We start from the raw sequence: 21,612 nt of genomic DNA, 5'->3' as shown, positions 1-21,612 counted from the left end.
TCAGAATACCTGCGCCGCCGGCATCCGATTATCCAAAGGATAACAAAGGATAAGAGGGCGAAATGGACAGCGGCGCAGCATCGGGACCAGAGGCAGCCATCTTGCGGGGCCGGTCATTGCCGCGTGTCGAATGGCGGACGCTGGGGCTGGTCGCGGTATGTTACGCGGTCTGGGCCGGGGCGGTTGCCCTGCTCGCGCCCCTGTCCCTTTGGTTGGCCGTGCCGGTGGCGGCGGTGGCCATCGCGCTGCACAGTTCGCTGACGCATGAGGCGATCCACGGGCACCCGTTCCGGGCGGCCTGGCTGAACGCGGCCCTGATGTTTCCGGCCCTGTCGCTCTGCGTGCCCTACGGGCGGTTCAAGGCAACGCACCTTGCGCATCACCATGATGAAACCCTGACCGACCCCTACGACGACCCCGAAAGCAACTACCTCGATCCGGTGGTCTGGGGGCGATTGACCGGTGCAGCGCGAGCACTGCTGCGGTTCAACAATACGTTAGCCGGGCGGCTGACGGTCGGTCCGCTGGTCGGGCAGGTGATGTGGATGGCGGGCGACCTGCGGCTGATCCGCAAGGGGGATCGCAGCGTGCTGCGCGACTGGCTGGCGCATCTGCCTGCAGCCGCTCTGGTGCTTTGGCTGGTTGCACTGTCACCGATGCCGGTCTGGGCGTATCTTCTGGCGGCCTATATCGGACTGGCGCTGATCAAGATCCGCACGTTCCTTGAACATCAGGCGCATGAAAAGGCCCGCGCGCGGACTGTGATCATCGAAGACCGGGGGCCGCTGGCCTTTCTTTTCCTGAACAATAACCTGCACGTCGTCCATCACATGCACCCGCAGGTGCCATGGTACGACCTGCCTGCGCTTTATCGGTCGAATCGGGACCACTACCTGCGCCGCAACGAAGGCTACCGGTTCCGCTCCTATGCCGAGGTCTTCCGCCGTTACCTGTCCAAGGCGAAAGACCCGGTTCCGCATCCGCTCTGGCCCAAGGACTGATTTCGGGTCATAGAGCGGGCCATGACAGCATGGATCCCGATCACCCTTCTGGCCGCGACGGCCCAAACCATCCGGTTCATGCTGCAAAAGCACCTGAAATCGACGCGGCTGTCGACGGTCGGTGCGACCTTCGCCCGGTTCTTCTATTCCTTTCCAATGGTTGCTGCGCTGGCGCTGACCTACGCGACGGCAAGCGGGCAGGCCTTGCCCGACGTGCCCTCGGGGTTCTTCGGACCGGCGCTGATCGGCGGGGCGGCGCAGATCGTTGGCACGCTCTGTGTCGTGGCGCTGTTTTCGCTACGCAATTTCGCGGTCGGGACAACCTTCATGAAGACCGAAGTGATCCTGTCGATCCCGGTCGGCATGATCTGGCTGGGGGACCGGGTCGGGCCGCTGGCCTTCGTGGCGATCCTTGTCGGTCTCTGCGGGGTTCTGCTGATGTCGGACACGCCGCGCGCCGATGGGCGGGGCGGCTGGCGGCGGGTGATGAACCCGGCGGCGGGGATCGGGCTTTTGTCCGGGTTGGCCTTTGCAGTTTCCGCCGTGGGCTATCGCGGCGCGACCCTGTCGCTGGCCGAAGGGGACGCCGTGTTGCGGGCCCTGGTGACCCTGTCTTTCGTCACCGCAAGTCAGGCGCTGGCGCTGGTGATCTGGCTTGGCTGGCGCGATCGGGCCGAGATCGGCCGGGTCATTGCCGCCTGGCGGGTCGCCGGGTTTGTCGGCGTGTTTTCAATGATCGGGTCGGCCTGCTGGTTCACCGCCTTCGCCCTGCAACAGGTGGCCTATGTCAAAGCGGTCGGACAGGTGGAGGTGGCGCTTTCGGCCCTTGCCTCGCTGTTCGTTTTCCGCGAGGCGATCACCGGCCGGGAATGGGCCGGGCTGATCCTACTGGGCGGGTCTGTCGTCGGGCTTGTGTTGGTGGCCTGAGGCAGTGGTGGGTCAAGACCCACCTTACGCGGGGGCGCTTCGCCCCCCGCACCCCCAGAGGATATTTCCAACCCAAAGAAGAATGGACGCTGAGTCCAGCCCCTTCTTTGGGTCAATAAATATCCCGGGGTGAATGGCCCGAAAGGGCCAGAGGGGCAGCGCCCCTCAAACGTAAGGTGGGTTTCAACCCACCATCCCCCGAACCTAACGCGCGAGAGGCGACCTGCCGCCCAGCCGTTCCATGAAATGCCGCTCTTCCTCGTGCCGGAAATAGGGCACCTGGTCAGGTGGGCCGGGATCATCCAGCCGGGCCGTGATTTCGGCCAGAACGACCTCGGTGATGAAGGGCAGATCAAAGCTGCGCGCCTTGTCCAGCGGCACCCATTGCAGATGCGCCAGTTCGTCCTCGGCCCGGGAAAAATCATCCGGATCGGTGCGCAGGTGGGCGGCGTCGGCCAGAAAGAACCGGGCGTCGAAGCGGCGCGGGTTGCCCGGCGGGGTCACGGCCCGGAACACGAATTGCAGGGCGGCGGCGTCGGGCAAGTGGCCTGTCGCGGCAAATCCGCGCCAGCCGCGCGGGGCGGCCTCGGGCCAGTCTCCGGGGGCGCCAAGGATATGGCCGGTTTCCTCCCACAGCTCCCGGATCGCGGCGGCGGCGATCTGTCCGGGCGGCAGCGCGCTGTTCTCGGTCAACCGGTCGGCACAGACCGGGGGCAGGGGCGCGCCGAGGGGCACAGTGGCATCCACCGGATCGATCGCCCCTCCCGGAAAGACGAATTTGTTGGGCATAAACGCCGCGCCAGACCCGCGTTGCCCCATCAGCACCGCCGGCACGGTCGCCCGGTCCCGCAGCAGGATGATGGTCGCGGCGTCGCGTATCGCGGTCTTGTCGGTCATCCGGTCCCCTGTCTGTCAGGACCGGGGTGAAGCCCCGAATCCGTGCATCCGCTTGGCCCATTGGATCGCCACGACGACCCCCTTCAGCCGTGGCAGAAGGTAGAGCGACAGCGCCACGCAGCCAACTGTGAAAACCGTGGCCATGACCAGAGGTTCGGGCCGGAACCGGGTAAAGACGATATGGATCAGCGGCGCCATCAGGTGCCCGACCACAAGGATCGTCAGATAGGCCGGGCCATCGTCGGCGCGATGGTGGTGCAGCTCTTCCTTGCAGGCGGGGCACTGGTCCGCGACCTTGAGATAGCCGGAAAGCATCCGCCCTTCGCCGCAATTGGGGCAGCGGCGACGAAAGCCGCGCATCACCGCAGGGCCGGTCGGACGCTCGTCGGCGTCATGCTGCATCGTGTTCGTTGCCTGATCGGTCATGGGGAGGCTCCATCGGCTTTGCCGCAGTGTCGAAGGCCCACCGTCTAAAGAAAAGGGGTAAACCTGTCGTTGCGGCGGGTTGTCGCAAAACCCCGCCGAAAAACTTCCAAAATCTCCGACGGAACCCGCGCCGCGCCGCGTTCTATGGGCAAGTTCGGCAGTTGAGGGCCGGGCGAAACACAAGACTGACCTGATACAGACAAGGAACAAGACAATGAAAACTCCGCTTCTTTTGGCCGCGATTGCCGCCGGTTTTGTTGCAACGGGGGCCGATGCCGCCGGGTTTGGCCGCGATGGCGGTGCCATGGGCCGGGGCATGGGCCCGCAGATGGGCCCGATGATGGATTTTGCCACGCTGGACGCCAACGGTGACGGGTCGCTGACGCTAGAAGAGCTTCAGGCCGCCCCAGCAAACCGCTTTGCCGCGCAGGACACGAACGGAGACGGCGCCCTGTCTGCGGACGAGTTGACCGCCGCCATGGTGGCCGAAATCACAGCCCGCGCCGAAGACCGCGTGAACCGGATGATCGGTGAATTCGATGAAAACGGCGACGGGCTGCTTCAGGCCGAAGAATTGCCGCAGCCGGGCGGGCGGATGGGCCGCGATCCCTTCGAGCGGATGTTCAGCCACATGGATGCCGACGAAGATGGCCTCGTGACGGCGGAAGAATTCGAAACCGCCATGGCCGAGATGGGCGAACGCCGTCAGGGCCGTGGGCGCGGCGAGGGCCGTGGCCGCCACGGAAACTGACCCACCTCTGTCCCGGCGGCGATTGTCGCCGGGGCAATCACAGGATAGCACTTTTGCCCATGACCCTTGCTGCGCGCCTGCCAGAGACGGACAGCCCCGATGCCGCCCCCGACGGGGCGCTTCTGGTGGCGTTTGCCAATGGCGATATGGGCGCCGCGCGGGTTCTGGCCGCGCGGCTGACGCCGCGGGTACTGGGGCAGGCCACCCGCATGCTGGGCGGCGATCGGGCCGAGGCCGAGGATGTGGCGCAGGACGCGATGATGCGCCTATGGAAGATCGCGCCAGACTGGCGTCAGGGCGAGGCACAGGTGACGACATGGCTTTATCGGGTCGTTGCCAACCTCTGCACCGACAGGCTGCGCCGCCGCCGCCGCACTGTGGATTTCGAAGGCGTGGCAGAGCCCGAGGACGACCGTCCTGGCCCGGCAGAGCAAATGCAGGAGGGTGCCCGGATGACCGCCCTTCACGATGCCTTGGCCGCACTGCCGGACCGGCAGGCACAGGCGGTGGCGCTGCGCCATCTTGAAGGGTTGTCGAACCCCGAGATCGCAGAGGTGATGGAAATCAGCGTGGAGGCCGTGGAAAGCCTGACCGCGCGTGGAAAACGGGCGCTTGCGGCATTGCTTGCCGGGCGCAAGGATGAACTGGGGTACGGACATGACTGACAAGGACCTTTCCCAAACCGAAGACCAGATGCTCGAGGCGCTTTTCGCAGAGGCGCGATCTGCCCGCGTGGCCGACCCGTCCGAGGCGCTTATGCAGGCGATCCTTGGCGATGCGGCAGACGCGCTTGAGGCGTCCCGCCCCGCGCCGGTTGCGGCGGCGCGGAGCGGGTTCCTGGCCGGGCTTTGGGCCGCGTTGGGTGGGGTGGCCGGTGTGTCGGGCCTTGCCACCGCCACGGCGGTCGGTGTCTGGTTCGGCGTCGCGCCCCCCGCTGGTCTGGACGGGCTCAGCACGGCGATCTGGGGCGAATCCGTATCCGTGTCGATCTTTTCGGCGGACGATATTCTGGGATTGGAGGGCTGATCATGGCCGAGGATGACAAGACACCGAAGCCGCCGATCCGCCGGTCCCTGCGGATTCTGCTGATCGTGTCACTGGCGCTGAACCTGATGGTGGCCGGGGTCATCGTGGGGGGCATTGCCAAGGGCCGCGCGCCCGGTCCGTTTGGCGGCATTGACATGACGCTGGGGCCCTTCGCCCGCGCCCTGGACGATGATCATCGCCGCGAACTGCGGGACCATTTGCGCGGACAAGAGGGCCTTCGCCCGCCAAGCCGCCGCGACCGCGCCGAAGCGATGCGCGATTTCATGGCCGCGCTGCGGGCCGACCCGTTTGACCCGGCGGCGGTTGACGCGATTTTTGCCGGACAGCGGGACCGGGCCACCGCCGGGATGCGGGCCGGACAAGACGCGCTCTTGGCACAGTTGCAGGCGATGACGGCAGCGGAACGGGCGGCCTTTGCCGACCGGCTGGACCATGAGTTGCGGGAAATGCGGGGCGGCGATCGGGACCGGGACTAGGATCAGGCCGGTTTCAGGCCGCCGATTGGCTGATGCTGACCGTATTGCGCCCGGCCGATTTGGCCGCAAAAAGCGCGTGATCGGCGGCATTCACCACGCGGGTCATGTCGGGCAGGTCGGCTGACATGCCATGGGCCACGGCGACGCCAGCAGAGAGGGTCACGTTGATTGTCGCGCCACTGCTCAGTTGAAAGGGTTCTGCCTCGACCGCGCGACGCAACCGCTCTGCCGCGATCCGGGCCGTGGCTTCGTCGCAATCGGGCATGGCCACCAGAAATTCCTCGCCGCCGATCCGGGCCACCAAATCGACCGCCCGCAGGTTCGACCGCAGCCGTTCCGCGACGCCGACAAGGACAGCGTCGCCCACCGCATGGCCATGGGTGTCGTTGATCCGCTTGAAATGGTCGATGTCCAGAACCATGACCGCGATGTCCTGCCCGGTCTCGCGCGCGCGGTCGGCCATCCGGTCGATATGGGGCAGGGCATAGCGCCGGTTGTAAAGGCCGGTCAGCGGGTCCGTCACCGCCGCCTGTAGACCGTTGCGGACGGTGTCGCGCAGACGATCGGTGCGGGCCTTGCGCTGTGCCAGTTGGGCGATGCGCCAGCCAATCTCCTCAAGCCCGACAGAGGCACCGGCAACATCATTGGCCCCAAGGTCCAGAACCATGGCGGCGGTTTCGTCGTCCCCGTCCGGGGTCAGCACGAATTGCGAACAATGGCGGGTTTCCACCCGGCTGCGCAGATCCGCAAGCAGACTGAATACCCGCCCGCTGTCGATCAGCCCGGCGCCGTTGCGGGCGTCGATGACAAAGACATCCGGAACGTCATCCAGCCCGCCGGGGGACAGGACCCGGTCCGGGTCAAGCGCGCGCACCCGGTCCCGCGCCCCTGCGCCAAGCGCCTGCGACAGGCCCACGGCCCGGGCCACCGGATCGGCGATCAGGACGATCTTGCCGGGGGCAATCCCGTCGAAGGCCGCGGGCTCTTCGCAAAATCCAAGGGCCCGTTCCGTATCCTCGCGCAGGCGCAGTTCCGCATCCGCGTCATGCGCACGTAACAGGGATCGGATGCGGGCCAGAAGGAGAGTGTCCGACAGCGGCTTGTCCAGAACGTCATCGGCCCCGGCCTGAAGCGCGGCCAGCCGGTCCGCCGGCCCATTGAAATGCCCCATGGCGATGATCGGGATGGCGCGGGTGGACGCTGCGGTGCGCACAGACTGGATGAAACCACGGACTTCGTCCGAAAGGCGGCTGGTTTCGATAAGAATCAGGTCGGGCCGGTCGGTTTGCACCGCCTGCATCGCGGATTGGGGATCTGACCGGGGCACAACCGCGTATTGTGCCGCAAGAAGCTTTACCTTCAGCACGATACGATTGGTTGCAACACCATCAACTATCAGGATACGGCCCGACATCCTAAGATCCTCACAACGGGCGTCTTGCTTGCCCTTTGTCCAAGAGTCCTGCTGAATGGTTAAGAAACGGTTTCCGTTTTCGTAAGGAAGGCAAATGAATCCTGAACGTGCCGAGACAATCGCGATCCAGGCCCTGGGCTGGCTCGCCACGAATGATGATCTTTTCCCTGTCTTTCTGGGTTCAACCGGGGCGTCGGCGGATGACCTTAGGGCGCAGGCCGCTGACCCGGGGTTTCTCGGGTCGGTTCTGGATTTCCTGACGATGGACGACGCCTGGGTGGTTGCGTTTTGCGACGCCGCCGGACTGCCCTATGACACACCGCTTCGCGCCCGCCACGTCATCGCGGGTGAGGCCGGCATGCACTGGACCTGAGGCAAAGCGGTTGCAATCCACCCTTTGAACCGCCAATTGGGGCTGGGGTAATATGGACGGTCGGCAATGTTGCGGAAATTGTGGAACAGGCTTGAACGGTGGGAGGACTCCTATCGGGCCAAGTTCACGCATGACATTGCGGACCCGGAAGAACGGAAGAAATCCCAGTTCTATGCCGATTGGGTCGATCACGGAATCCTGCGCTATCGGTGGCATAACTTCGAACAGGTCGCGCCGTTTCTGTGGCGCTCGAACCACCCCAATGAGGACAGGTTTCGCGCCTATGCCGAACTAGGGATCACCACCGTCCTGAACCTGCGCGGCAGGACCGACAAAGCCTTCTATCAATTCGAGGTCGAAAGCTGTGCCGCGCTGGGTCTGCGCCTGATCGACCTGCCGATGGCCGCCCGCAGAGCACCGACGCGCGAGCGGTTTCTGGAGCTGATCGACCTGTTCGACACACTCGACACGCCAACCCTGATCCACTGCAAATCCGGGGCGGACCGCACCGGGCTGGCCGCCGCCGTCTACTTGCTTCATGTGATGAAGGCCCCGCTCGAGGAAGCCCGCAAACAGCTGTCGTTTCGGTTCCTTCACATCAAACTGACCAAGACCGGGACGCTGGACTATATCCTGCACTGCTATGGCGAACGTCTGGCAAAGGGGCCGATCGCCTTCCGTGAGTGGGTCGAGACTGAATATGACGGGGCCGCAATGCAGGCCGCGTTCGACAAGACCACGATCCGCGAGCGGATGCGCTTCTGATCGCAGGTCAAACGCCTGATCGCAAAAAAAATTCGACGGAATCCCTTTGTCGGCCCATATAACCGACCAAGGGGCGCAACCTGCCCCCAAGCATGCATGCGAGATCAATATGCGTTTTCTGGGTCGGAGCCTTCTGGGCATCTTCTTGTTGTCGATGACAATCGCGATCCTTGCGGTGGCGGTGAATACCGTGCGCACGGCGGTCGAGGCGCGGATGGCGGATGACGGGCGGTCCTTTCCCCGGCGGGAACGGGTCGTGGCCGTCAATGTCATCGCGGTGGAGCCTTCGGTGATCACCCCGCAGATGCAGGTCTTTGGCACCCTGCGCAGCGAGCGGGTGCTGGACCTGCGGGCCGCGGTTGGTGGAACGGTCGCGACCGCCCACCCGGCATTGGCCGATGGCGGGCGTGTGGCCGGCGGCGATCTGATCCTTTCGATTGACCCGACCGATGCGCAGGCGGCCCTGTTGCGGGCGCAGGCGGATCTGGCCGATGCCGAGGCCGAACTGCGCGATGCCGACCGCGCGCTGGCGCTGGGGGCAGATGAACTGGCCGCGGCAGAGGAACAGGCAGAGTTGCGGCAACAGGCGCTGGTGCGGTCACGGGATCTGCTGGATCGCGGCACCGGCACGGCGGCAGCGGTCGAAACCGCTGAACTGGCCGTGTCTTCGGCCAATGCGGCGGTCCTGTCGCGCAGGCAATCCCTTGCACAGGCCGAAAGCCGCGCCGATCTTGCCCGCACCCGACTGGACCGCGCCCGCATCGCACTGGACGAGGCCGAACGGACACTTGCCGAAACAGAGGTTTTCGCACCGTTTTCCGGCACCCTGTCGGGGGTGAACGTGGGCCTTGGCGGGCGGTTGAATGCCAATGAACAGATCGCGCAACTGGTCGATCCCGACGCGCTCGAGGTGGCGTTTCGCGTCTCGACCCGCCAATACGCACGCCTGATCGACGAAGGCGGGCAACTGCGCAACGCCGCCCTGACCGTAACGCTGGACGCCGATGGGGTGGACCTGACGGCCAGCGGCACCATTACCCGCGAAAGTGCCGAGGTGGGCGAGGGGCAGACCGGGCGGCTGTTGTTCGCCACGCTGGAGACACCGCGCGGGTTCCGGCCCGGCGATTTCGTAACCGTTTCGGTGACCGAAGACCCGCTGTCCGGCGTCGCCCTCTTGCCCGCAACAGCCGTAGCCGCCGATGGAACCGTCCTTGTCCTGGGTCCAGAAGACCGGTTGGAACGGCGGCCCGCCGCCGTTTTGCGCACCCAGGGTGATGATGTGATCGTCGACGCACGGGCGATTGCCGGACGCGAGGTCGTGGCCGAACTATCGCCGCTTCTGGGCGAGGGGATCAAGGTTGCCCCGAACCGTCCCGGCGCCGCGCGCGAAGAACCGGCGCCCCCTCAGATGATCACACTGGACCCGGACCGCAAGGCCCGGATCGTGGCCTTTGTCACCGACAGCCGGATGCCCGAAGACGCCAAGGCGCGGATCCTGTCCCAGCTTGAAGGTGACGAGGTCCCGGCCGAGGTCGTGGCCCGGATCGAATCCCGGATGGGGGGCTGACCGATGCGCGGCCCGGCGGGAATCATCGGTGGCACGGCGGGCGGCATTTTCCGCTATTTCGTGCGTCATGGCACGGCGGCCAACCTGTTGATGGTCCTGCTGATCGCGGCGGGGATGCTGACCTATCCCAAGATGCGGGCGCAGTTTTTTCCCGATGTGGTGACCGACAGCATTTCCGTCAGCGTCGCGTGGGACGGGGCCGGGGCCAGCGATGTGGACGCCGCGATCATCCAGATCCTCGAGCCCGCGCTTCTGACCGTTGAAGGGGTTTCGGCCTCGTCTGCCCGCGCCACCGAAGGGCGGGCCAGCGTCAGCCTTGATTTCGAGCCGGGCTACGACATGGATCAGGCCACAAAGGACGTTCAGGACGTTCTCGATGGGCTGTCCACCCTGCCAGAAGATGCCGAGGACCCGGTTCAACGGTCCGGCGGGTTCCGCGACCGGGTGACAGATGTGGTGATTACCGGCCCTGTGGGGCTGGATCAATTGGCGCGATTTGGCGACGAGATGATCGCCCGGCTGTTCAACGAAGGCGTCAACCGGACCTCGATCAGCGGCTATGCCGCGCCCTCGACCGTGGTCGAGGTGCCGATACTGGCCCTTATGGAACATGATGTGACCATGGCCCAGATCGCCGCTGCCATCGCCGCCGAATCCGGCGCAAGCCCGGCGGGGGATGTTTCGGCAGATGCCCGCCTGCGCACCGGCGTGGCCAAGCAATCCGCCGATGAAATCGCAGGTGTCGTTCTGCGCACCAATCCCGACGGGTCCACCCTGACGGTGGGGGACGTGGCGCAGGTGCGGGTGGAAGGGGCGGACCGGGACATCGCCATTTTCGTGGGCGACAACCCGGCCATTTCAATCCGCGTCGACCGGTCGGCGCAGGGCGATGCAATTGGCATTCAGGCCAGCGTTGAAAAGGTCGCGGCAGAGGTGCAGGCCAACCTGCCTGAAGGGGTGACGATCGACCTGGTCAGCGCGCGGGCCGAACAAATCTCCGCCCGGCTGCGAATCCTTTTGGAAAACGGGGCGCAGGGTCTGGCGCTGGTTCTGGCGTTGCTGTTCCTGTTTCTGAACGCCCGCACGGCGCTTTGGGTCGCGCTAGGGATTCCCGTTGCGATGATGACCGCGGTATCGCTCATGTATCTGGGTGGCCTGACCTTCAACATGATTTCTCTGTTCGCGCTGATTATCACACTGGGGATCGTGGTTGACGATGCCATCGTTGTGGGGGAACACGCGGACCATCGCGCCCGGCTGGGGGAAAGCCCCGAGGTCGCCGCCGAATCCGCCGCCGCGCGGATGTTCAGCCCGGTCCTGTCGGCCACGCTGACCACGGTCATTGCCTTCTATGGGCTGGCACTCGTGGGTGGGCGGTTCGGCGACCTGATTTCCGACATCCCCTTCACGGTGATCGCGGTTTTGGCCGCGAGCCTTGTGGAGTGCTTCGTCATCCTGCCCAATCACCTTGCACATTCGGTCGTTCGGGCGGGCAAGGCGGCATGGTATGACCTGCCGTCGCGGTTGGTGAACCGGGGGTTTGGCTGGGTCCGGCGGGTCCTGTTCCGGCCTTTCCTGACGCTGGCGATCCGGGCGCGGTATCCGGTTCTGGCGGCGGTCCTTCTGGTGCTGGCGCTGCAGGTGTCGCAATTGATCCGGGGCGATGTGCAATGGCGGTTCTTCTCGGCCCCCGAACAGGGGCAGGTCACGGGCAATTTCGCCATGCTGCCCGGCGCGACCCGCGACGACAGCGTCGCGATGATGATCGAATTGCAGCGCGCGGCAGAGGTCGTCGCCGCCCGGTTCGAGGCGGAACATGGGGCCAGCCCGCTGGCCTATGTCACGACGCAGATCGGCGGCAACAGCGGCCGGGCGCTGTCGGGCGCGGACACCAAGGAAAGCTATCAACTTGGGGCCATATCCATCGACCTGATCGACGCGGACCAGCGGCCCTATACCTCTTCGGCCTTTGTTGCGGCGCTGCAGGACGAAATCGTCCAGCATCCGATGGCCGAAACGGTCAGCTTCCGCAGCTGGGGTGCGGGCCCGGGGGGCGACGGGATTGAGGTCAGTTTCTTCGGCTCTGACACCCACACGCTCAAGGCCGCGGCAGAGGCGCTCAAGACGGAGCTTGCCCGCTTCCCCGAGGTATCGGGGCTGGAAGACAACCTTGCCTATGACAAGGCCGAGCTGGTGCTGGAACTGACGCCGCGCGGTCAGGCGCTGGGCTTTGGGATAGAAGACCTTGGCCGGACGCTGCGCAACATGCTGGGCGGGATCGAGGCCGCGACCTTCCCCGATGGGACACGATCCGCCACCATCCGCGTGGAACTGCCCGAGGGTGAGATCACCGCCGACTTCCTTGAACGCGCCATGGTCCGGTCGCCCAGCGGGGTCTATGTGCCTGTTGCGGACATCGTGACCGTGACCCGCGAAACCGGGTTTTCAACAATCCGGCGGGAAAACGGCATCCTGCAGATCACCGTCAACGGGTCAATCTCCGAAGACGACGCTGACCGGGCGGCGGCCGTGCAAGAGGCGCTGGAACAGGACATCCTGCCCGCGCTGGAAACCCGCTTTGGCGTCGAAAGCGCGACTGGCGGGCTGCGACAGCAGGAACGGGATTTCCTTGGCGACGCGCAATCCTCTCTGGTGATCGTGCTGACCGCGATCTACCTGGTACTGGCCTGGATCTTCGCAAGCTGGACCCGGCCCATAGTGGTCATGGCCGTGATCCCCTTTGGCCTTGTCGGAGCGATCTATGGACATGGGGCCTGGGGTATCCCGATGAGCCTGTTTTCCGTTGTCGGCCTGCTGGGGATGGTCGGGATCATCATCAACGACAGCATCGTGCTGGTCACGACGATTGACGAATATGCCCGATCGAAAGGGATGGTGCAGGCCATTGTCGACGGGACAACGGACCGGCTGCGCGCCGTGTTCCTCACAACCGCGACCACGGTTCTGGGGCTGGCGCCGCTGTTGTTCGAGCCCTCAAGTCAGGCAGAGTTTCTGAAACCCACGGTCGTGACGCTGGTCTATGGTCTTGGCTTTGGCATGGTGATCGTGTTGCTGGTGGTGCCGTTGCTGTTGGCCTGTCAGGAGGATGTGAAACGGCTGCGGCAGGCGGCGCGACGGGCCCTGCGGGCGCCGCGCGGGGCAATCCGGGTGCCTGCGCTCTTGGCGGTGACTCTCTCGGTGGCCCTCATGGTGGCCCTGATCCTGCCCTACCTGATGGGGCAGTCCGGCTGGGGATGGGTTCTGGCGCTGCTGCCATTGGCGGGGCAGGGGATCGGTATGGCGCTAGGTCTGTTTGGCCTGGCGTTGGCGGGGGGAATGTTCCTGATCCTACTGGGAACCCTTGGGACCGTATCACTCCAGCAGCGTCTGCGCAGGCGGCAGGGGGTGGTGGGTTAAAACCCACCTTACGTTTGAGGGGCGCTGCCCCTCTGGCCCTTTGGGCCATTCACCCCGGAGTATTTGGGGCAAAATGAGAGTCCATTCTTCTTTGGGTTCCAAATATCCTCTGGGGGTCATGAGTTATCTGGTGGGGGGCGAAGCGCCCCCGGGTAAGGTGGGTCTTGACCCACCATCCTTAATCCACTGGGGCAAATCCAGCGATCAGGTGCCGAAGCCCGATGGCCGCGCCGGCAAGGATTGCCGCTAGGGTCAGCGGGGCCGACCAGGCCAGCACAGAAAAGGCCGAGAGCCCCTGTCCGATGGAACACCCAAGGGCGATCACCGCACCGACCCCCATGATCCCGCCGCCAAAGATCTGCCGGCGCAATTCGCGCGGGTCTTCGCAGGCCTCCCAGCGGAAATGCCCTTTGATCAGCGACCCGGCAAAGGCCCCGATCCAGACCCCGGCGACAGACCCGATGCCAAAGGACAGTGGCTGCGCGCTGGCGGTCATCGTCCAGAAGATCGCCTCGCCCAGCGGGGCGGAAAAGGTGTGCGACACCACCGGCAGCCCGTCGAAGCCGTTTCGGGCGATCCACTGGGTTCCGGCCCAGCTGATCACGACAGACGCCCCGACGACCGCGCCCCAGCCGATATAGGAGGGCTTGTCCCGCATCCGGGCCGGGGCCACGGCAAAGACAAGGATTGCCGCCCCGATTACGCAACCGACCAGTACCGGCGACAGGCCGGTCAGGCCGCCCAGCGAATGGGCGATGCCCGGCAGGTCGCCCGTGGTCGGAGATTGGTCGAACAGTTGCACCCGCAGCCAGGCCAGCGGGCCGGAAATCGTGGCATAGGCGCTGATCCCCATGACCAGAACGATCACGAAGTTGCGCAGATCGCCGCCGCCCAGCCGGGCCAGCGCGCCATAGCCGCAGTTCCCTGCCAGCGCCATGCCATAGCCGAACATCAACCCGCCCACGATGGACCCGATCGGCGCGAAGGCAAAGCCAAGGTAGATGGTGTCGCCCGCGTCCAGAAGCCCCGCGCCCATAAGGCCAAAACTGCCCAGAACCGCGACGCCTATGGCAACGCCCCACATTCGCAGCCGCAGGTCGTTGTTGCCGTAGTAGTAATCCTCGATGGCGCCCAGCGTGCAGAAGCGCCCCAGCCGTGCGGCCAGCCCAAGCATGATCCCGCCCAGCAGCCCCACGAGGGCCGCGGCGTTTCCTTCACCAATCATGTCGAGCATCAAGTCCTCCCCGCGGTCTTGCCCTCGGCCACCGGACCCGAATGGTCAGTCGGCCGCGCAGAACAGATCGTAGACGAGGTCGATTATTTGACGGGGGCGATTGTCGGTCAAGCGGTAGTAGATCGCCTTGCCGTCGCGACGGGGCGTCACCAGCCCCTCCAGCCGCAGCCGGGCAAGTTGCTGCGACACGGCGGCCTGACGGGCCGACAGCAGGTCCTCCAACTCGGTCACCGATTTTTCGCCCGTTGCCAGATGGCACAGGATCATCAGCCGCCCCTCATGGCTGATCGCCTTGAGGAAGTTGGACGCCTCGGTGGCGTTTTCCATCATCTTGTCGAGGTCTTCCTCGCAGATGCGGTCATCAATGATCGGGATCCCCATGTCAGATCCTCTCCAATGTGCGGCGGTCGGAACGTTGGCGGGGCTTTTGCCCCAGCTTTGCGCCGGATTGAAGCGTTTTGTTCCGATCCATGCGCATCTGTGACCGCCTGTTACCCGTTGGCCTCTGCACTTGCGGGTTGGGCCGGAACAACGGGCACGTCTGCCCGCTCCAGCATCATCCCCAGAAGCCCCCAGAAGAAATCCTCGCCCGGGTAGCCCTCGATCCGGTTCACTTCCTGCCCGTCCACCACCAGAATGAAGGTCGGGGTAAAGTTGACCGGGCGGGCCAGTTCGAAGCTGGCGGGCGTTCCGGAATGAATGTCATAGCGCAGGAGCGGGGCTGCCTGTCCCTCGCTGGTCTTGGGATAGATCTCTGCAATCTCGTGATCCCAGCGCTCGCAATAGGCGCAGCCGACCTGTTCGGCCATGACAAGACGCACCTCGGCCCATGCCGCGCCCGCCGACAGGGCCAGCGCCAGACCGATCCCAAGAAGTCGGATCATATTTCGCATTGCGGGGCCCCAAGTTCGATTGACGCGGACAATTTCACTTATCATAATTTGAATATGTGAATTTCTCAAGGGGCAAGCCGCATCATGGATGTGACCTTCATCGGGGCTTTCGTCGCCGGGCTCTTAGCCTTTCTGACCCCATGCATCCTGCCCATGGTGCCGTTCTACTTTTCCTACATGGCCGGGATATCCATGGCAGAGTTGCGTGGCGACGGCGACATCGCGCCGGGGGCGCAGCGGCGTCTGTTCGTCTCTGCCGTCATGTTCGCCCTTGGCGTGACGACCATCTTCATGCTGCTGGGTCTGGGGGCAACTGCGCTGGGGCAGGCGTTTTCGGCCTGGAAAGAACCGCTGTCTTATGTCGCGGCCGCTGTCATCGTTGTCTTCGGCCTGCATTTTCTGGGCATCATCCGCATCGGCTTCCTGATGCGCGAGGCGCGGATGGAAAGCAAATCGGACCCGTCAACGGTTCTGGGGGCCTATGTCATGGGCCTTGCTTTCGGGTTTGGTTGGACGGCCTGCGTCGGGCCGGTGTTGTCCACGATCCTGATGATGGCCTCAGGGATGGGCGATCTGACGCAAGGCGCGCTTCTTTTGGCGGTCTTCGGGGCAGGGATGACCCTGCCGTTTGTCATCGCATCGCTGTTTGCACGGCCCTTTCTTGGGTTCATGGCGCGCCACAGGGCCAAGATGGGCTATGTCGAAAAGGTGATGGGGGTCCTGTTGATCGTTTTCGCGATCCTGATCGCCACCAACAGCGTCAACGTGATCAGCAACTGGCTGATCGAGGTGTTCCCGGTGTTCCGCACCCTTGGCTAACGTCAGCAGGGGCGAACCGGATAGAAGGGAGGAAGAAGATGTTTCGACGGATATTCCTGGCGACTGTAGCCGCGGTGGCCCTGTCCGGGCCGGTCCTGGCCGAGGCGACGATGGGCGATGATGGTCTGCACAAGACCGGTTGGATGCATGACACCTTCCGCGACTTGCGCGAGGATCTGGACGAGGCCAATGCCGAGGGCAAGCGCCTTGCCATCATCATCGAACAGCGCGGCTGCATCTACTGCACCAAGATGCATGAAGAGGTGTATCCCACGCCCGAGATTGACGCGCTGCTGAACGACGAGTTCTTTTTCGTCCAGATCAACATGTTCGGTGACGTCGAAGTCACCGACTTTGATGGCGAGGTTCTGACCGAGAAAGAGGCGGTCCAGAAGTGGGGCCTGATGTTCACCCCGACGATTCTGTTCTTCCCCGAAGAGGTGACCGAGGAGCTGCCCGCGAACCGGGTCGCCGTGGCCTATGTGCCCGGTGCCCTGTCAAAGGGGATGTTCTTCAACATGCTGACCTGGGTTCTGGAGCACGGATATGACACGGACGAGAATTTCCAGAAATATCATGCGCGTATCCTGACAGAAGGTGGTGGACTCTACGGGTCTGACGGGTAACCATGGCCAAACGCCTGTGCGCCGCAGTGCAGCAATATTCAAATAAATGAATTTGTGATTGCTAATCTGAAGCCCGGTGCGCTACGGTATGCCAAAAGCAAGATATGACGCACACAGGGAGGATCAGGGAGGGCCCATGAAGCGCATCATTCCATTTACGGCCGCAGCGGTTATCGCAGCGGGCATGGTCACGGCGGAAACCGCCCCCGAGGATGTCGTCTTTGGCGAATATGGCGAGATCGCCGAATCGCTGACCGGCGTGGCGGGCGATCCGGCGGAAGGCGAAAAAGTGATGACCAGCCGCGGTCTGGGCAATTGCATTGCCTGCCATCAGGTGACCGCCCTTGAAGAATACCCGTTCCACGGCGAGGTTGGCCCGTCGCTGGACGGCGCCGGGTCCCGCTGGGACGAGGCACAGCTGCGCGGCATCGTGGCCGGGGCGAAGAACACCTTCCCCGACAGCGTGATGCCGAGCTTCTACAAGTCGACCGGGTTCATCCGTATCGGCGACGCCTTTACCGGCAAGGCCGGGTCGGACCCGACCACCCCGCTTTTGACCGCACAACAGATCGAGGATGTCGTCGCCTACCTGATGACTCTTCAGGACTAAGCGACAAGACGTTTCGCAAGAGGAGAAACCATGACCTTTACGCGTAGAGACACGCTTCTGATGGCGATGAGCGCAACCGCGGCGGCGATGCTGCCGTTCCGTGCCTCGGCTGCCGTTGAAGACAACATTGCCGCCTTCACCGGTGGCGCAGAGGTGGGCGAGGGTGGCATCACCCTGACCGCGCCCGAAATCGCCGAGAACGGCAACACCGTTCCGATCGAGGTCAGCGCCCCCGGCGCCGTGTCGATCATGGTGCTGGCCGCTGGCAACCCGACCCCGCCGGTCGCCACCTTCAACTTCGGCCCGCTGGCCGGGGCGCAGATGGCATCGACCCGCATCCGTCTGGCTGGCACGCAGGACGTGGTCGCTATCGCCAAAATGGCCGATGGCAGCTTTGTCCGGACAAGCGCCGAAGTGAAAGTCACCATCGGCGGCTGCGGCGGCTGAGCTGAGAAGAGGGAGTTAGAGACATGGCAGACAACGTTACACCCCGCGTCCGCGTTCCCCGCTCGGCGGCGGCAGGCGAGACCATCACTATCAAGACCCTGATTTCGCACACGATGGAATCGGGCCAGCGGAAAGACGGCGACGGGAACCCGATCCCCCGGTCGATCATCAACCGCTTCACCGCCGACTTCAACGGTCAGAACGTCATCGACGTGACCCTGGAGCCCGCGATCTCGACCAACCCCTATTTCGAATTCCAGTCGTTGGTGCCCGAAGCCGGGACCTTCACCTTCACCTGGTATGACGACGATGGGTCGGTCTACACCGATACGAAGGAAATCGCGATCGGCTAAGGCCGGGCCACCACAGGGAGGAGCAACATGAAAAAAACAATGCTACGGGGGGCAATCGCGGCGGCGGCCATGATCGTGGGGGCGCAAACCGCCCTTGCACAGGACGCCGACAGCCTCAGCATCAATGGCGAGATCGACATCGTAACCGAAACCGCAGCGCCTGCCCATCTGGATGGGGCGTTGCGGACTATCTACTCTGGTTGGCGGTTCCGGTCCGACGATACCCAGGAAATGCAGATGGACGATTTTGACAACCCGGCGATGCTGGCTGTCGAAGCGGCCATGACCACCTGGAACACGGCCGAAGGCACCGAGGGCAAATCCTGTGCGGATTGTCACGGTGCGGTCGAGGACAGCATGGTCGGCGTTCGTGCAGTCTATCCGAAGTGGAATGAAGGCGCGGGCGAGGTTCGCACTCTTGCGATGCAGATCAACGATTGCCGGACCAACCAGATGGGGGCCGACGCCTATAAATACGATGGTGGTGACATGACCGCCATGGAGGCGCTGATCTCTGTTCAGTCCCGTGGGATGCCGGTGAACGTGGCTATTGACGGCCCGGTCGCGGATGCTTGGGAACAGGGCCGGGAAATCTACTACACCCGGTATGGCCAGTTGGAACTGTCTTGCGCCAACTGCCACGAACAGAACTACGGCAACTATATCCGGGCGGACCACCTCAGCCAGGGTCAGATCAACGGGTTCCCGACCTACCGGTTGAAGAACACCGCGCTGGTCCAGACCCACAACCGTTTCCGTGGTTGTATCCGCGATACCCGCGCAGAAACCTTTGCGGTTGGCAGCCCGGAATTCGTGGCACTTGAACTCTATGTCGCATCGCGTGGCAACGGCCTGTCGGTCGAAGGCCCCTCGGTTCGTCAGTAAACACGGTCTGGCCCGCCCGACGTGCGTTGGGCGGGCCTTTCCTTATCTGAAAACATTCAATTATGCGCATACGTTGCGCTGACAGGCCGATCCGGCGACGGGCGGCGATCATGTCAAAGAGGGAAGACAGATGGACAAGATCTTCAAAGGTATGAAGCCGTCCCGCCGGTCGTTCCTGACCGGGGCCGCGGCTGCCGGGGCAGGGGCCGTTGCGACGGTTGCCAAGGGGCAGGGCGCGCCCGACCCGGCCATCGTGGAACAGCAGCCCTGGCGAACCTTCCTTGGCGAAGGTGTTGATGCCTATCCCTACGGGATGCCGTCCGAGCATGAGGCCCATGTCATCCGCCGCTCCGTACCCTGGCTGACCGCCGATCCGATCTCCTCTGTCAACTTCACGCCGCTGCACGAGCTGGACGGGATCATCACCCCCAACGGTCTGTGCTTTGAGCGGCACCACGGCGGCATCGCCGAGGTCGACCCGGCCGAACACCGGCTGATGATCAACGGGCTTGTGGACAAGCAGATGGTCTTCACCATGGATGACCTGAAGCGGTTCCCGCGCGAAAACCACGTCTATTTCCTCGAATGCGCCGCCAACTCGGGCATGGAATGGGCCGGCGCGCAGCTGAACGGCTGCCAGTTCACCCACGGCATGATCCACAACGTCATGTATACCGGCATCCCGCTGCGCCTGTTGCTGGAAGAGGCCGGAGTCAAGACCAACGGCAAGTGGATCATGGTCGAAGGCGCGGATGCGGCGGGCATGAACCGGTCGATCCCGATCGAAAAGGCTATGGACGACTGCCTGATCGCCTTCAAGATGAACGGCGAGGCGCTGCGCCCCGAACAAGGCTACCCGGTCCGTCTGGTCGTTCCCGGCTGGGAGGGCAACATGTGGGTCAAATGGCTGCGCCGTATCGAAGTCGGCGACCAGCCGTGGCACGCCCGCGAAGAGACCTCGAAATACACCGACCTGCTGGAAAACGGGACGGCCCGTCGGTTCACCTGGGAAATGGATGCCAAATCGGTCATCACCAACCCCAGCCCGCAGGCCCCGATTACCCATGGCCCCGGGCCGACCGTCCTGACCGGCGTGGCGTGGTCCGGCCGTGGCACAATCCCGCGCGTGGACGTGACCATCGACGGCGGCAAGAACTGGCATCAGGCCCGCATGTCCGGTCCCTCGCTGAACAAGTCGATGCACCGTTTCTACTTTGAATTCGATTGGGACGGGACACCGCTGCTGCTGCAAAGCCGCGCGCATGACAGCACCGGCTATGTCCAGCCCACCAAGAACGAGTTGCGCGCCATCCGGGGCGAAAATTCGATCTACCACAACAACGGTATCCAGACCTGGTACGTGAACGAACAAGGGATCGCCGAAAATGTCGAAATTTCTTAAGATCTTCGCCCCCGCCGGGGCCGGCGCTGCCTCGATCCTGACGCTTGCCTATGTGATGGCCGACCAGTTCGTCGTCGACATTCCCGCGCCGCTGCGCACCGTGATCGCGGTACAGCCGGCACAGGCGCAGGAGGCCCCCGCCGAAGAAACCGCAACCGCCGAGGCGCCGATGGAGGCCCCGGTTGAATTGGCCGCCGCCATCGTCGAACCCGCCGCCCCGTCGCGTGAAGGCGGCTATGGTCTGGGCCGCGAGGCGCTGCCGGAAGAAGTGGCCGCATGGGACTTTGACGTGCGCCCCGATGGCGTCGGCCTGCCCGAAGGCTCTGGCGATGTCTGGACCGGCGAGGAGGTTTTTGTCGAAAAATGCTCCATGTGCCACGGCGACTTTGGCGAAGCCGTGGGCCGCTGGCCGGTTCTGGCCGGGGGCTGGGACACGCTGGAAAACGAAGACCCGGTCAAGACCATCGGGTCGTATTGGCCCTATCTGTCGACGGTCTTTGACTATGTCCACCGGGCGATGCCCTTTGGCGAGGCGGAAAGCCTGTCAGCGGATGAAACCTATGCGATCACCGCTTATCTTCTGTATGTGAATAACCTTGTCGAAGACGACTTCGAGCTGTCGCACGAAAACTTCACCGAAGTGCGCCTGCCGAACGAGGGCGGGTTCTTCATGGATGACCGGCTTGAGACCGAATTCCCAGTCTTCGTTCGCCCGGAAATCTGCATGGAGAACTGTAAGGAGACAGTAGAGATCACCATGCGCGCAACCGTGCTTGACGTTACGCCCGAGGAATCCGGCGTCGTCGAAAGCGATGCGACCCAAGCCGCCGCTGAAGTCCCCGCCGCCGAGGAGGCCGTGGTTGAAGAGGCTGCCACCGAAGAGGCCGCACCCGCCGCCGAACCCGCCGAAGAAACCGCAGCCCTTGATCCGGCGCTGGTCGAGGAAGGCGCGGGCGTCTTCCGCAAGTGTCAGGCCTGCCACCAGGTTGGCGAGGGTGCGACCAACCGGGTTGGTCCCGAGCTTAACAACCTTATGGGGCGGGTTGTCGGCGGCGTGGACGGGTTCAACTACTCGAACGGGTTCGCCGAGGCCGCTGCAGCGGGCGAGGTTTGGACAGCGGAATCGCTGGCCGAATTCCTGACCAACCCGCGTCAGGCCCGCCCCGGCACCAAGATGTCCTTTGCCGGTCTGCGCGATCAGGCCGACATCGACGCAGTGCTGGCCTACATCCAGTCGGAAGGCGGGATGTAATCGGCGCGGATAGCATGATCCATGTCAAGG

The 21,612-nt window shown here is 64.1% G+C and carries 24 protein-coding genes; 18 read left to right on the top strand and 6 right to left on the bottom strand.

Annotated features, from left to right (window positions below; genetic code table 11):
* Positions 1-62: 62 nt before the first annotated feature.
* Together U3648_RS10150 and U3648_RS10145 are read left to right on the top strand one after the other, a co-directional pair.
* Positions 63-1,001, top strand: a complete 939-nt coding sequence (locus U3648_RS10150) for a fatty acid desaturase (protein WP_420859117.1) — start codon at positions 63-65, stop codon at positions 999-1,001.
* A gap of 21 nt (positions 1,002-1,022) precedes the next feature.
* The gene (locus tag U3648_RS10145; protein ID WP_420859116.1) at positions 1,023-1,928 is read left to right on the top strand and encodes an EamA family transporter; all 906 of its coding nucleotides are present in this window, start codon (positions 1,023-1,025) and stop codon (positions 1,926-1,928) included.
* Positions 1,929-2,132: 204 nt separating this feature from the next.
* On the opposite strand, the gene U3648_RS10140 is transcribed toward U3648_RS10145, so the two are convergent.
* Positions 2,133-2,825 (bottom strand): NUDIX hydrolase, encoded by a 693-nt coding sequence (locus tag U3648_RS10140; RefSeq protein WP_420859115.1) that lies wholly within the window; start codon positions 2,823-2,825, stop codon positions 2,133-2,135.
* A 15-nt stretch (positions 2,826-2,840) separates the two neighbouring features.
* Positions 2,841-3,251, bottom strand: a complete 411-nt coding sequence (locus U3648_RS10135; RefSeq protein WP_420859114.1) for a DUF983 domain-containing protein — start codon at positions 3,249-3,251, stop codon at positions 2,841-2,843.
* Positions 3,252-3,465: 214 nt separating this feature from the next.
* Between U3648_RS10135 and U3648_RS10130 the strand changes: the two genes are divergently transcribed.
* From U3648_RS10130 to U3648_RS10115, 4 genes are read left to right on the top strand one after another with little or no spacing between them, the layout of a single operon-like run.
* Positions 3,466-4,002 carry an EF-hand domain-containing protein gene (locus U3648_RS10130; RefSeq protein ID WP_420859113.1) on the top strand — a complete coding sequence of 179 codons (537 nt, stop codon included), beginning with the start codon at positions 3,466-3,468 and terminating at the stop codon, positions 4,000-4,002.
* A gap of 59 nt (positions 4,003-4,061) precedes the next feature.
* Complete coding sequence (locus tag U3648_RS10125) at positions 4,062-4,667, top strand: RNA polymerase sigma factor (RefSeq protein WP_420859112.1); 606 nt, start codon at positions 4,062-4,064, stop codon at positions 4,665-4,667.
* On the top strand, positions 4,660-5,028 hold the full coding sequence (locus tag U3648_RS10120) for a hypothetical protein (RefSeq protein WP_420859111.1): 369 nt from the start codon (positions 4,660-4,662) through the stop codon (positions 5,026-5,028). The genes U3648_RS10125 and U3648_RS10120 overlap by 8 nt, the downstream gene beginning before the upstream one ends.
* 2 nt (positions 5,029-5,030) lie before the next feature.
* A complete protein-coding gene (locus U3648_RS10115) occupies positions 5,031-5,525 on the top strand; it encodes a periplasmic heavy metal sensor (RefSeq protein ID WP_420859110.1) in 495 nt (164 codons plus the stop codon).
* Between the two features lie 13 nt (positions 5,526-5,538).
* Here U3648_RS10115 and U3648_RS10110 read toward each other — a convergent pair whose 3' ends face one another.
* Positions 5,539-6,939: a diguanylate cyclase gene (locus U3648_RS10110; protein WP_420859109.1), complete on the bottom strand. Its 1,401-nt coding sequence runs from the start codon at positions 6,937-6,939 to the stop codon at positions 5,539-5,541.
* A 94-nt stretch (positions 6,940-7,033) separates the two neighbouring features.
* Between U3648_RS10110 and U3648_RS10105 the strand changes: the two genes are divergently transcribed.
* The 4 genes from U3648_RS10105 (at position 7,034) to U3648_RS10090 (ending at position 13,061) form a co-directional block, all read left to right on the top strand.
* A complete protein-coding gene (locus U3648_RS10105) occupies positions 7,034-7,312 on the top strand; it encodes a DUF3572 domain-containing protein (protein ID WP_420859108.1) in 279 nt (92 codons plus the stop codon).
* A gap of 66 nt (positions 7,313-7,378) precedes the next feature.
* Positions 7,379-8,077, top strand: a complete 699-nt coding sequence (locus U3648_RS10100) for a phosphatase domain-containing putative toxin (RefSeq protein WP_420859107.1) — start codon at positions 7,379-7,381, stop codon at positions 8,075-8,077.
* Between the two features lie 109 nt (positions 8,078-8,186).
* Positions 8,187-9,644 (top strand): efflux RND transporter periplasmic adaptor subunit, encoded by a 1,458-nt coding sequence (locus tag U3648_RS10095; protein WP_420859106.1) that lies wholly within the window; start codon positions 8,187-8,189, stop codon positions 9,642-9,644.
* A gap of 3 nt (positions 9,645-9,647) precedes the next feature.
* The gene (locus tag U3648_RS10090) at positions 9,648-13,061 is read left to right on the top strand and encodes an efflux RND transporter permease subunit (protein WP_420859105.1); all 3,414 of its coding nucleotides are present in this window, start codon (positions 9,648-9,650) and stop codon (positions 13,059-13,061) included.
* A gap of 178 nt (positions 13,062-13,239) precedes the next feature.
* On the opposite strand, the gene U3648_RS10085 is transcribed toward U3648_RS10090, so the two are convergent.
* From U3648_RS10085 to U3648_RS10075, 3 genes are all read right to left on the bottom strand, one after another.
* Positions 13,240-14,295 carry a YeeE/YedE family protein gene (locus U3648_RS10085; RefSeq protein WP_420859104.1) on the bottom strand — a complete coding sequence of 352 codons (1,056 nt, stop codon included), beginning with the start codon at positions 14,293-14,295 and terminating at the stop codon, positions 13,240-13,242.
* 45 nt (positions 14,296-14,340) lie between these two features.
* Positions 14,341-14,676 (bottom strand): ArsR/SmtB family transcription factor, encoded by a 336-nt coding sequence (locus U3648_RS10080; protein ID WP_129685468.1) that lies wholly within the window; start codon positions 14,674-14,676, stop codon positions 14,341-14,343.
* 110 nt (positions 14,677-14,786) lie between these two features.
* Positions 14,787-15,179, bottom strand: coding sequence for a hypothetical protein (locus U3648_RS10075; protein WP_420859103.1), 393 nt, complete (start codon positions 15,177-15,179; stop codon positions 14,787-14,789).
* A gap of 93 nt (positions 15,180-15,272) precedes the next feature.
* Here U3648_RS10075 and U3648_RS10070 point away from each other — a divergent pair, with 93 nt between their 5' ends.
* The 8 genes from U3648_RS10070 to U3648_RS10035 all read left to right on the top strand — a co-directional run bounded on the left by U3648_RS10070 (position 15,273) and on the right by U3648_RS10035 (position 21,582).
* Positions 15,273-16,007, top strand: coding sequence for a cytochrome c biogenesis CcdA family protein (locus tag U3648_RS10070; protein ID WP_420859102.1), 735 nt, complete (start codon positions 15,273-15,275; stop codon positions 16,005-16,007).
* Between the two features lie 38 nt (positions 16,008-16,045).
* Positions 16,046-16,633, top strand: a complete 588-nt coding sequence (locus tag U3648_RS10065; RefSeq protein ID WP_420859101.1) for a thioredoxin family protein — start codon at positions 16,046-16,048, stop codon at positions 16,631-16,633.
* 136 nt (positions 16,634-16,769) lie between these two features.
* A complete protein-coding gene (gene soxX / locus U3648_RS10060) occupies positions 16,770-17,243 on the top strand; it encodes a sulfur oxidation c-type cytochrome SoxX (RefSeq protein WP_420859100.1) in 474 nt (157 codons plus the stop codon).
* 30 nt (positions 17,244-17,273) lie between these two features.
* A complete protein-coding gene (gene soxY, locus U3648_RS10055) occupies positions 17,274-17,690 on the top strand; it encodes a thiosulfate oxidation carrier protein SoxY (protein ID WP_420859099.1) in 417 nt (138 codons plus the stop codon).
* A 23-nt stretch (positions 17,691-17,713) separates the two neighbouring features.
* Positions 17,714-18,043: a thiosulfate oxidation carrier complex protein SoxZ gene (gene soxZ, locus U3648_RS10050; protein WP_420859098.1), complete on the top strand. Its 330-nt coding sequence runs from the start codon at positions 17,714-17,716 to the stop codon at positions 18,041-18,043.
* A 27-nt stretch (positions 18,044-18,070) separates the two neighbouring features.
* Positions 18,071-18,928 carry a sulfur oxidation c-type cytochrome SoxA gene (gene soxA / locus U3648_RS10045; protein WP_425474824.1) on the top strand — a complete coding sequence of 286 codons (858 nt, stop codon included), beginning with the start codon at positions 18,071-18,073 and terminating at the stop codon, positions 18,926-18,928.
* A 130-nt stretch (positions 18,929-19,058) separates the two neighbouring features.
* Positions 19,059-20,330, top strand: coding sequence for a sulfite dehydrogenase (gene soxC, locus U3648_RS10040; protein WP_420859097.1), 1,272 nt, complete (start codon positions 19,059-19,061; stop codon positions 20,328-20,330).
* Entirely contained in the window at positions 20,314-21,582 is a 1,269-nt protein-coding gene (locus U3648_RS10035; protein ID WP_420859096.1) for a c-type cytochrome, read from the top strand. Before soxC ends, U3648_RS10035 begins: the two co-directional genes overlap by 17 nt.
* The last annotated feature ends 30 nt before the right edge of the window (positions 21,583-21,612 follow it).

This window comes from Marivivens marinus (assembly GCF_035969385.1).
Lineage (GTDB): Bacteria > Pseudomonadota > Alphaproteobacteria > Rhodobacterales > Rhodobacteraceae > SELP01.
This window is presented reverse-complemented; position numbering and strand designations above follow the sequence as displayed.